The organism is Dysgonomonas sp. Marseille-P4677 (assembly GCF_016652235.1).
Taxonomy (GTDB): domain Bacteria; phylum Bacteroidota; class Bacteroidia; order Bacteroidales; family Dysgonomonadaceae; genus Dysgonomonas.
The window spans coordinates 12,429-24,522 of the sequence record NZ_JAEPKU010000014.1 but is presented as its reverse complement, the minus strand read 5'-3'; the positions used below and the strand labels follow the sequence as shown (position 1 = coordinate 24,522).

The following is a 12,094-nucleotide window of genomic DNA, read 5'->3' as shown; positions in this document are numbered from 1 at the left end:
TTTTCAAGTTTTACTTTTTATCAGCTTCTTACGTCTATCTTTCCCGTTACTGCTTCGGTAATTAGTGACGAACGATATTCAGTTAACAAATCTATTTGTTTTTGAAATTTTTCAATGCTAGTATCTATCTTGGCTGTTTTATTTTCGATATAGGTGACTATTTCTTGTTGTTCGGATAGTGATGGAAGAGATACATAAATTGACTTTACGTCATCTTTATATAATGCTCCAATAGCTGTTGATTTATTGTTTAATTTTAATTGTTCTTTACCAATATTAGAACTTAAAACAAAAAACAAATAATAGCTTGATATAATAGATGTATTAAGCTTTAATAGATATGTATTTGGAGCTAGTGTCATTGGTGATTTATAGTCAGGAACTAAGTAAACATTACCTATTTCCCCCCTTTTAGCGATTAAAAGGTCAAACGGTTTTAAAGATGATTTTTTTAGATATTTATAAGTTTCTATATCACAATAGTTATTTCCTTCTACAATTCCATACCTTTTATTAACAAGATCAGTAGCCCTAACCATCCAAGCATAAGGATTTCCATTATTTATATTTGTATTTTTTGCTATATCTGAGAAAGAACCATTAGCATCGTAGTCCGTTAGGAGAGTTATAATATTTTTAATTTTTCTCACTTCCCAATGCTCCGGTATTTCTCCAATCCATTCGATACCGCAGTCTTTCATCACGACATCGGGGTTTAGCCCTTTGGTGACGGCACGACTGATGATAGACGACTTTAATTCTTTCAGCAGGTCGATTTGTTTTTTGCGTGTAGCTATTATATTATCGATTCGGGTCGTTTCTTTGTCGAGGAAAGAGACAATTTGATTTACTTCTTCATCATTAGGAACAGGTATTGATATACCTCCTACTGTTTCAGTATTCAGATTCAACTGTGTACCCATCTTTCCTAGCCCTAAATATGGTTGCCCCGATGTGAAAATATAATACAAATACTCTGGGTTCATTTTTAATTTAGGAAACCATACGAAACCATCATGGATACAGCACTTAATTTTAGTTATAATCGGCTTTCCAACAGTTGCTGCAATACTCAAGAAGAAATCATTAGGCTTTCTTTTTACACTTAATGAACTCCCTAGTTCTGATAAATTTTGAGTTGTACTTGTAAGGTATCTTTCACTTGCTGTAACATCAGCAATACGTACCCATGCATATTCCCCATTATCATCAAAATATATTGGATTATCTATTGGACGAGGAGAAGCTCCACGTTTTACAGGACTAAAGGTTTTTATTTTCCTTACCTCCCAATGTTCCGGTATCATTCCGATCCATTCAATACTACTGTCTTTATATTCAGGATATCGCTTCATACTTCACCCTCCATTATATCCATTAGCGACTTGTCCAAATCTTTTTCGAGGGTCATTATCTCTTCCCAAATTTCTTGGGTAGTTCGTAAAGGTTTATAGACATAAAACAGCTTGGTAAATGGAAATTCGCAACCTATTTTATCTTTACTTCTGTCCATCCAAGCATCAGGTGCAAACTTTAATACTTCTTCCTTAAAGTATGTCTCTATATCTTGTTTGTATGGTATGCTTTCGGTATCTCGTAAGTCTGTATCGGGGATAAACGGCGATGTTTGATCAAATGGAGATTCAAGCACTTCAGCAAAAGTTTCATCTACTTCGCCAATAGAGCTTCGTAGTTTCTTGATCAGTCCTGCTGTTGGTTTCACTTTATTTTTAGCTAAATAATTGAAAAACTCTTCATCATTCAATGGAGTTTTCGGACTCTCCTTTTTTACCAGTTGAAGTATTTGTTTTGCTTTATCTTTTTCGGTTGCCGACATTTTTGTGTTTTCCAAAAAGTCTTGAAGCTTATTTTCTAAGTTCTCGTATTTTAGTCTGAGGGGTCTATCTACTGTTATTTTGGTATACAGAAAATCTTCTTTATCCATTAGTTTGGCTACTTGTATGAATTCTCCATCTCCAAAGTCATGATAGGCATCTTTATATTCTCTGTAAAAGCGTTGAAGTTCTTTCATTCCAGTAGCATTTACCTCATAACGTTTTTTACCGAGACTACGGGAAAGCAAGGACGCATATTGAGATTGAGCCCCATTTATAAGCAATACTTTACCTTCTCGGTCTTTTGGTTTTTTATTATCGAGAATCCACATGTATGTAGATATATCAGTACCATAGAATAGATTCTTAGGTAGTGAAACAATCGTATCAAGTAGATCTTTATCAAGCAACATCTTGCGAATATTACTCCATCCACTTCCTGCATCTCCATTGAAAAGAGGCGATCCGTTGAGAATGATACCTATACGTGATCCTCCTTCGTCCATTTTACTTATCATATGCATTAGAAACAAAAGTGAACCATCACTGCTATCGGGCAATCCTGCCGAGAATCGACCCCTTGGGTTTTGTGCTTCATTTTCTACATATCCTTTATCTTTTTTCCAATCTACACCAAAAGGAGGATTGGTAATCATATAACTGAATGTTTTCCCCGGAAACTTGTCGTCAGATATTGTATTACCAAGCTTGATGTTATCAGCTTCATCCCCTTTCATCAGAATATCTGATTTACAGATAGCATAAGTCTGCTCGTTGATTTCTTGACCATACTGAAATACTTTGACATCATTTCTACCTGAATGACTTTGCATATACTCTTTGGCAACTGTAAGCATACCACCCGTACCGCAGCAAGGGTCATAGATGGAAAAGTGTTGCCCAGGGGTTTTCATTAATTCTTCTTGTCCCGTAAAGACAAGGCTAACCAATAGGTTAACTATCTCTCGTGGGGTATAATACTGACCTGCGGTCTCATTTGTACTCTCTTTCGACATACGAATGATAATTTCAAAGACAGTTCCCATCGTATGATTATCTACTTTTTCGGGATGTAAGTCAGCTTTTGTGACAAATTCTTGAGTTACATTAAAAAGAAGATTTTTTCGTAATAGAGTTTCGTATATTGGACCTAGTCCTTTCTCTTTCCCTCCTGTAAAGTTGTAAAGTATTTCTTTCACATTCTCACTAAATCCCTCAAGGTATGTTTTAAAATTATCCCCTAACGATTTCGGATTAGTTAACATATGTGCCAAAGAAAAGCCCGAAATATTATAGAAAGATATATTTTTGGTTTTGAGTATTCTGGCAAGGAATGAGTTGTATTTATCCTCATCCGTTTCTTTCATTTCCTTCATCTGCTCAGGAAGTTGCTCAATAGTTTTTTTTACTTTATCGGCATAGCTTTCCATTACGCAGTCGAGCCTGCGTAATAGTGTAAAGGGAAGGATAACCTCATCTACGTTTTTATCATTATAGTCATCCCTGATTATTTCCTTGATGCTCCATATCATCTGAGCTAATTCTTGTGGCGTCATATTTTAGTTTTAATTATTTCTAGTGCAAATATCGGATTTATTTGTGCAGCTAAACTGCATTGTTAAGAATTTTTTGAAATTACTTTGTCGGCTCTCTCCCTAATTTTTTCTCGTAAATATAAGGGCGCAATAATTTCCAATTCATTTGCATATCCAAGTAGCAGTGTTTCAAATTCGTAATTTATAATCAAATTGAGTTCAATAGTTGCAATCTCTCCATCATATTTTAAGACTTTTTGAGATGCATGCATAGGTTTTGTCACTATATAATGGTAAGCTTTGTTGTTTGCTTTTAGTATAATTCTTTCTTTTTCTTGGTTCTCAGGTACTGAAACCCCAACTACATCATAGAAGTAGTCATAAAAGTCTATACTATCATTCTCAATATATTTTTCTTGAATAGTTTTTATTTGTTCTATTCTGTCTAAAGCTAAGCTTGTTATTGGATATTTATCTTTAAATTCAGGATTATAACCAAAAAGGAACCAACGATTGTTATATTGTTTGAGATGATAAGGATGGAATACAGCTTCATAAGCTGGTTTAGAAAAGCGTTTATATGTAATCCTGATAACTTGTTTATTAATAATATGATTAAATAGGTCTGAGAAAAAATACAAGCCTTTCAAATCCGGATTCTCTTCGAAACTTACTACATTAGAAGTGTCTCCTTTTAGATTGAAAGAAGTTTCGAATCTAGCTAATATCTCGTACATCCAGTCGAAGTGCGGCATACCACTAAAACGATTTAACATATAAATTGTATCTTTGAGCTGGTCCATTTCCATTGGGCTTAATGGTTGCTGATTGATTGAAAAGGAGGAATTTTCGTATCGATAATATATCTTACGCCCTTCGTTTAATCTTTCCAAAGGTATACTCCACCCTTCATCACTTTCCATGTATTTTATATCCTCAAAAATTTGTCTTCGACTGATACCGATATCACTACCACTATATTCATATATAGCTTTATCACATGCTTCTATCAAGTCGTTAATGAAAAATTTTCGTCCAAAATTACTAAAGCATTTGTCTAGTGCTCTATAGCGTATCATAGCATGTTTATTAGTTGCCATATATTATTCTAAATTAAATTCCTCCTTACAAAGATAAACATTATTAGTTCTATATTGTAGTGTGAAATTTGGTTAGTTAGACATCTACTACACTTACACGACACAAGATGACAGTTATTTAAAACACAACTATATACACCTATTCTCAATCTAATTTTAGGCTGCATTACTATTGATGCATCACTAAAATTATGATTTATGAATGAACAAGTAAACGACCAAGAAATCCTATTGGTCACAGAAGAAGGCAGTAACGACCTCAATGTTGTCAGTGGTATTAATGAAGATGGAAGTCCCAAAACTGTCAAGCCTAGCAAAGAAAATGAGCCAGACTTTTTAAAGATTGACAAGAATGCAGATGTATTGGAGAATTTCTTCAAAAACTTCCTGAGCCAGTACAAAGATCCTACACACTTCAATTTTTTCAAAGTTCCGATCAATGCTTTTGAAAATATGGTTTCCGTGATGGAAAATATGCTCAAAGATCCGGATAATCCATCCAATGAGAAGTTCTTAGGAGAACATCGTGTTTTACCCGAAGCCTTTGCACCCAAAGCCTATCAGGCTATTGACGAATCCCGAATCAATTGGGAGCAGTTGGGACAATTGGGTATTACCAAAGAAAAATTGGAAAGGTCGGGAAGCTTAGAGCCTATGCTCAATTGGCAAAAATCCCCTGTATTGGTAACCATCAAGACCGATGCACTAGGCGAATCTATCTATTCTGATGCTCGTTTATCCTTTCGGGAGGATGCCGATGGCAATCTGAAACTGCGTATTCATAACATACGCAACGCTCCCGAACTCAATTATCCTTTTATGGGAGCCACATTTACGGATGAAGATAAAAAGAATCTTCGTGAAACAGGTAATGCAGGGCGATTGATCGAGATTGAGCCAAGAGAAGGTATGAAGATGCAGGCTTTCATTTCAGTAGATAAACTAACCAATGAATTGGTTGCTCTCCGTGCCGATCGGATTAAACTCCCTGCCGAGTTTAAAGGTGTGGTGCTAAATGACGAACAAAAGAAAGATCTGGCTGAAGGGAAGGCTGTGTTTTTGAAAGATATGCTATCGAAGAAAGGAACTTTATTTAGTGCCAATATCCAAATCAATGCTGACCGAAGAGGTCTTGAAATCTACTTTGGAAATAATCAGCGACAAAGCCAAATACAAACGCAGGAGCAAGACAGAGTTCCTAAGACTTTTCGTAAAAAAGAACTGACCGAAGATCAGCGAGCCAGCTTACAGGAAGGAAAAACTGTTTATGTGAGTGGACTTACCGATCGCAACGGCAAGAACTACAACGGCTATATCACATGGAAACCCGAAGAGGGTAAAACAGACTTTATGTTTGCTACCGACTACAAAAAAGCATTGGAACAGGGACTTGTTAAGCCTGATGACGGACACAAAGTACAGGTCGCAGTTAATTCCGAAGGGAAAACCACCGAAGCCACCAAGAATGTCAAAGAGCCGTTAGAGCAGGGACAGACAACTCCGACTGAGCAGCAGAAAGAAAAGCAGGACACCCAACAAGAGCAGGATGAGTCTCAGCAACAATCACGAGGAAGAAGAATGTAAATGAAAACTCCTAAGAGATAATTCTGTATATTTACCACTGATTTCTACAATATTACTTTATAGTTACTATGGTATCGGGAGGTACAATGGTTACTTGTAATAATTGAGGAATTGGTGGAGGCTCTTGGGATGAAAACCCAAGAGCCGTTCTGCTTTTAACAAGCAAAATTCCATTTCAAAAAACGGTCTGGATAAGACCTCCACTAATTTTCCTAAAATATGAAATCCAAAAATAAAATAGAGGAGCTATCCTACTATGGCTTATTGCTCCATTCGTTTCTCAAAGAAAGCCACCCACAAATAGCTTACGACTACAAGTTTATAAAAGTACGTGCTGATATCGCCTCAGAAATTTACTCCAAATCTAAAAAGGATGGATACTCGCACGACCGAGCCGAAGAGATAGCAACCAAAAGTCTGTACACAGGGCTTCTGTTCTCCAAGTTTGATACCATACGCAATATCCTTTGGGAAGAATTTTCCTATATCCACGAAAACGAAGTTGATCAAAAGACCTTGTTGCTCCTTCCTTTTTGTGAAGAAGTCTTTGCCGAATATACTCTGCACGATGAGTTTGCCAATTCCCCTGAATACAATCAACTCTATACGGAACTGACAGGTCAAATCGATATTTGGGAGGAACAAAATGAGCTATAATAAAAAAGCTCATCTTAGAGCCAATATTGATGCTATCAAGATTGTCCTTAGCCTTGAAAGAGAACAAAGGACTATTACAGAATATGAACAGGATGTATTGATGCAATATTCAGGTTTTGGAGGACTCAAATGTGTGCTCAATCCTGTAAATAGTTTGTCAGACACAGTACATTGGGCAAAGTCGGAACTGGACCTTTTCCCGATGGTTGCCGAACTGCATCAGGTTATTAGAGAAAACACCAATTCAGCACTGGAATACAAGCTATATTTTAATAGCATCAAGAATTCTGTGCTATCTGCATTTTATACCCCACCTTTAGTCGTACAAACCATATCGGATGCTTTTCGAGAAAGCAAACTCGAAGTAAATCGTTTATTGGACCCATCCGCAGGAATGGGAGCATTTTCTTCTGCATTTTCTTCTCGATATTTAAAAGCAGAGATTACAAACTTTGAAAAAGATCTGCTCACAGGTAAAATACTTTCTCGTATCAATCCGGATGATAGAGTTTTAGTTGAAGGTTTTGAAACGATTGAAAGTCGCTACAACAACTATTTCGATGTCGTAACCTCTAATATCCCCTTTGGAGAAATGAGTGTCTTTGATGCGGAATTTATGAAAACCGATAAACTACATAGGGATGCTACACGAGCTATTCATAACTACTTTTTTATCAAAGGAGTGGAGACTTTGCGTGATGGTGGCGTATTGGCATTCATCACATCGCAAGGGGTATTAAACTCGCCAAATAATCAGACCGTAAGAAAGTGGCTGATGGATCATACCAACCTTGTATCTGCCGTTCGTTTACCAAATAATCTGTTTGTAGATAATGCAGGAACGGAAGTCGGTAGCGATTTAATCATTCTTCAAAAGAACACAAACAAACAGGCATTAACAGAATCGGAGAAGAAATTTTTGACAATATCTGAAATTACTTCAAATGTAACTACCAATAGTTATTTCAATAATACAGAGCGAGTGGTCCATACCAGAGGGCTTATAGATACAGATCCCTACGGCAGACCTGCGCAAGTATTTCTACATGATGGAGGAATAGAGAGAATTGCAACGGACTTAAGTAAGATGTTACAGGCTGATTTTAAACAAAATATAAGTTTGGATTTGTACAATACACATACTGTAGCTGCTCAAAAGATCAGTATTCCTTCAGTACCGAAACTAGAGCCTGTCCCCCAAAAACAGCAAACTATCGAATTGGATGTTTCTCAATCAACAATGTCCTTATACGATCTGCTCGGTTTTTCACAGGAAGAACGAACACAGATTAAACCAAGCAGAGGTAAGAAACGAAAAGTCAATGCTAATCAAAAGCCTGTTCAACTTAGTCTGTTTTCCAAAGACAAAGAAGAAAAGAAAATTTCTCCTAAAGAGGAAGCTCCCAAATTACCTATGGAGCTTCGATCCTATAGCGGAGAATTACAAGAATACCACAAGCAAGGCTCTCTGGTTGAAGACTTGGGACAAGTCGGTTACTTGAAAGAACGTTATCGGGATGGAGCGAAGTTTCAACCGATGGATATAGATTTTGTACAGAAAGCCAAAATCAGCCGTTATATTGAGATTCGGGATATCTATCACACTTTATATAATCACGAAGCCAAACATCTGACAGAACACGCTTCGCTTCGAAGCAACCTGAATATCGTCTATAATAATTTTATCAAACGATACGGAAATCTCAACGACAAGAAGAATCTGGATATTTTCAAGATGGATACAGGAGGTGTACAGATACTTTCTTTGGAACGTTCGGTGAATGGGAAATTTCAGAAAGCGGATATTTTTCACAAACCTGTTGCCTTTAATCCCAATGAAATTAAACACGCCGAAACCTCGCACGAGGCTTTGGTTGCTTCTCTCAACAAATATGGAGAAATACGATTGGATTATATGTCATCTTTGTTGGACAATCAAAATAGAGATGATATAATCCGAGATTTAGAGGGACAGATCTATTTCAATCCACTCATTAAAAACTATGAGATTCGTGATAAGTTTATTGCAGGGAATGTAGTCGAGAAAGAAGCACAGGTAAAGCGATACGTACTGAATAATCCCGAAGACAAACATGCACAAATCTCACTTAAAGCTTTACAGGATGCAATGCCACAACCGATACAGTATGCCGAGCTTGATTTTAACTTTGGGGAACGATGGATACCGATGCAAATCTATCGGGACTATGCCTCACAGCTATTTGAAGCCGATGTAAACATTGAATATTACGCATCCCGTGATGATTTTAATGTATCGACTAACAGTAACAATCTGATTATTCGGGAAAAATTTGCCGTACAAAGCGAGAGCCAATTATTCACGGGTATTCATTTATTGAAAAATGCGTTACTGAACACTACTCCGAATATAACCAAGACTATTCAGGTATTGGATGATAACGGAGAGCAGAAAAAAGTAAAGGTTGCCGACTCGGAAGCCATACAACTTGCCAATTCCAAGATAGATGAAATACGAAATGGTTTTACGAACTGGCTCAATGAGCAATCGTCCGACTTTCAGAATAAGTTAGCTGATTTATACAATCAGAAGTTCAATTGTTATGTCCGTCCACAGTATGACGGCTCACATCAAACCTTTCCTGATTTAGATCTCAAAGGGTTGGGAATACCCGACCTTTATCCGAGTCAAAAGGATTGTATTTGGATGCAGAAATTGATGGGTGGAGGTATTGCAGACCATGAGGTCGGTGGAGGAAAAACACTTATTATGTGTGTTGCTGCTTATGAAATGAAGCGATTGGGATTGGTTAATAAGCCGATGATATTGGGGCTGAAAGCCAACGTACACGAAATAGCCCATACCTTTAAGACAGCTTATCCGAATGCAAAGATTCTCTATCCCGGCAAAGAAGACTTTACACCATCCAAACGGGTAAAGATTTTTAACGAGATAAAGAATAATTCTTGGGATGCCATTATTTTAACACACGACCAGTTCGGGAAAATACCTCAATCACCTGAAATGCAACAGCGGATATTCCAAGAAGAATTGGATTCGGTAGAGGAGAACCTTCGGGTACTTCAATCAATGACGGGTAAAGCTGCATCTAAACGTATGCTGAGAGGCTTGGAGATACGAAAGAATAATCTGGAAGTAAAACTAAGTGTATTAGCAGACCAAATTAAAAATCGAACAGACGACGTAGTCGATTTTAAGATGATGGGCATCGACCATCTATTTGTAGATGAATCGCATCAGTTCAAAAATCTGACCTTTACCACTCGTCACGATAGAGTGGCGGGATTGGGTAATCCTGAAGGCAGTCAGCGAGCTTTGAATATGCTTTTTGCTTTGCGTACTATTCAAGAGCGTACAGGCAAAGACTTAGGTGCTACATTTCTTTCGGGTACAACTATTTCCAACTCTTTAACAGAGCTTTACTTGCTCTTCAAATATTTACGTCCGAAAGAGTTGGAGAAACAGGGTGTCAATTCTTTCGATGCTTGGGCAGCAATCTATGCCAAGAAAACGACTGATTATGAGTTCTCGGTTACCAATCAGATTGTGCAGAAAGAACGCTTCCGGTATTTTATCAAAGTTCCTGAGTTGGCTAATTTTTATGCAGAGATAACAGATTTTCGTACAGCAAAGGATATTGGTATTGACAGACCGGAGAAGAACGAAGTTCTGTATAATATTCCACCGACTCCACAACAGGAGATATTTATTGGAAAGTTGATGGAGTTCGCCAAGAGTGGCGATGCCACCCTACTCGGACGAGCCCCATTGTCGGATAGTGAAGAGAAGGCAAAGATGTTGATTGCGACCGACTATGCCCGAAAGATGTCGCTCGATATGCGTATGATTAGTCCGCACTATGGCGATCATATCGACAACAAAGCTTCGCATTGTGCTGCTAAAATTGCAGAATATTACAATCAGTACAATTCGTATAAAGGGACACAATTTGTATTTTCTGATTTGGGAACATACAAGCCCAATGAATGGAATCCCTATTCGGAGATTAAGCGTAAACTGGTGGAAGATCATAACATTCCTGCCCATGAAGTTCGCTTTATTCAGGAGGCTAAAACGGACAAGGCTCGTAAAGCAATGATAGATGGGATGAATGAGGGACGTATTCGTGTTTTATTCGGCTCTACCTCTATGTTGGGAACAGGTGTAAACGCACAACAACGTGCCATAGCTATTCATCATTTAGATACGCCGTGGCGACCTTCGGATTTGCAACAGCGTGATGGTCGGGCAATCAGAAAAGGTAATGAAATAGCCAAACTATATGCCGATAACAAGGTAGATGTATTAATCTATGCAGTCGAAAAGAGCTTGGACTCTTACAAGTTTAACCTATTGCAGAACAAACAGACCTTTATCAATCAGTTAAAGAACAACAGCATGGGTAGCCGTACCATTGATGAGGGCAGTATGGACGAAAGTGCGGGTATGAATTTTTCGGAGTATGTGGCTATTCTTTCGGGTAATACAGATCTGTTGGAAAAAGCCAAATTGGAAAAGAAAATCAACGCTTTGGAGAGTGAGAAAAAAGCCTTTATCAAAAGTAAATCTTCGGCGACTTTCAAGTTTGAGGACAGTGCACGCACTATTGAAGGGAATACCCAGATGCTTAGCCGTATTCAAAAGGACTGGGATGATTTCAATGCCCGTGTTCAGGTGGATAAAGATGGGAATAAACTTAATCCAATTCAATTGGAGGGAATTAATTCCAATGACATTAAAATAGTCGGAGAAAAGTTGAATCAACTTTCAGACAATGCCCGAACCAACGGCGAGTATTTTAAGATTGGAGAACTTTATGGCTTTAGGTTGCTTGTCAAAACAGAGGAAAGTCAAAAAGAAGGCTCTGTTTTTAAAGACAACCGTTTCTTTATTGAGGGAGAAGGTGGTATCAAATACAATTACAATAATGGTCATATTGCCACTGATCCGAAATTGGCATCTATGAATTTTCTCAATGCTTTGGAGCGTATTCCGAAACTGATTGAGAAATACCAGACCGATAACGAGCGTTTGTCTAAAGACCTACCTATACTCAAAGAGGTTATAAACTCGATATTCAAAAAAGATCCTGAATTGAAAGACCTAAAAGAACAACTTATTACTTTAGACAGGCAAATTCTACAAACGCTCAAAACAAAGGATGATCCTGTGCAGGAAGCACAGGTTGTAGACTCTACTCCTAAAGTTAGTGTAACGGATAATTCTATTCGTTCGGGCGAACCCATGAGCATCAAGGATATTATTGATGCTAATAGGGATAGAATTTTAATTGGAAAAGTTGATTCGGAGGAGAATAGGCAGGAGCAACAGCCTTATAAGATGAGAATTTAAAAATGGAGGTGGTTTCTGCTGTGATGACAA

General features: G+C 37.6%; 6 protein-coding genes. 3 read left to right on the top strand and 3 right to left on the bottom strand.

Annotation, left to right across the window (positions count from 1 at the left end):
* Positions 1–20: 20 nt before the first annotated feature.
* The 3 genes from JGH11_RS04850 to JGH11_RS04840 form a co-directional block, all read right to left on the bottom strand.
* Positions 21–1,355 carry a restriction endonuclease subunit S gene (locus tag JGH11_RS04850; protein ID WP_201110442.1) on the bottom strand — a complete coding sequence of 445 codons (1,335 nt, stop codon included), beginning with the start codon at positions 1,353–1,355 and terminating at the stop codon, positions 21–23.
* On the bottom strand, positions 1,352–3,391 hold the full coding sequence (locus JGH11_RS04845; RefSeq protein WP_201110441.1) for a type I restriction-modification system subunit M: 2,040 nt from the start codon (positions 3,389–3,391) through the stop codon (positions 1,352–1,354). The genes JGH11_RS04850 and JGH11_RS04845 overlap by 4 nt, the downstream gene beginning before the upstream one ends.
* Positions 3,392–3,453: 62 nt before the next feature.
* Positions 3,454–4,470, bottom strand: coding sequence for a YafY family protein (locus JGH11_RS04840; RefSeq protein WP_201110440.1), 1,017 nt, complete (start codon positions 4,468–4,470; stop codon positions 3,454–3,456).
* A gap of 198 nt (positions 4,471–4,668) precedes the next feature.
* On the opposite strand from JGH11_RS04840, the gene JGH11_RS04835 reads away from it, so the two are divergent.
* From JGH11_RS04835 to JGH11_RS04825, 3 genes are all read left to right on the top strand, one after another.
* A complete protein-coding gene (locus tag JGH11_RS04835) occupies positions 4,669–6,054 on the top strand; it encodes a DUF3945 domain-containing protein (protein WP_201110439.1) in 1,386 nt (461 codons plus the stop codon).
* A gap of 219 nt (positions 6,055–6,273) precedes the next feature.
* Entirely contained in the window at positions 6,274–6,711 is a 438-nt protein-coding gene (locus JGH11_RS04830) for a DUF1896 family protein (RefSeq protein ID WP_201110438.1), read from the top strand.
* Positions 6,701–12,064: a helicase-related protein gene (locus JGH11_RS04825; protein WP_201110437.1), complete on the top strand. Its 5,364-nt coding sequence runs from the start codon at positions 6,701–6,703 to the stop codon at positions 12,062–12,064. Before JGH11_RS04830 ends, JGH11_RS04825 begins: the two co-directional genes overlap by 11 nt.
* Positions 12,065–12,094: the final 30 nt, after the last annotated feature.

Bases quoted from the DNA above. Each gene is read 5' to 3' on its own strand.
- JGH11_RS04845 (WP_201110441.1), bottom strand. From the start codon at position 3,391: ATGACGCCACAAGAATTAGCTCAGATGATATGGAGCATCAAGGAAATA.
- JGH11_RS04840 (WP_201110440.1), bottom strand. From the start codon at position 4,470: ATGGCAACTAATAAACATGCTATGATACGCTATAGAGCACTAGACAAA.
- JGH11_RS04835 (WP_201110439.1), top strand. From the start codon at position 4,669: ATGAATGAACAAGTAAACGACCAAGAAATCCTATTGGTCACAGAAGAA.
- JGH11_RS04825 (WP_201110437.1), top strand. From the start codon at position 6,701: ATGAGCTATAATAAAAAAGCTCATCTTAGAGCCAATATTGATGCTATC.
- JGH11_RS04830 (WP_201110438.1), top strand. From the start codon at position 6,274: ATGAAATCCAAAAATAAAATAGAGGAGCTATCCTACTATGGCTTATTG.
- JGH11_RS04850 (WP_201110442.1), bottom strand. From the start codon at position 1,355: ATGAAGCGATATCCTGAATATAAAGACAGTAGTATTGAATGGATCGGA.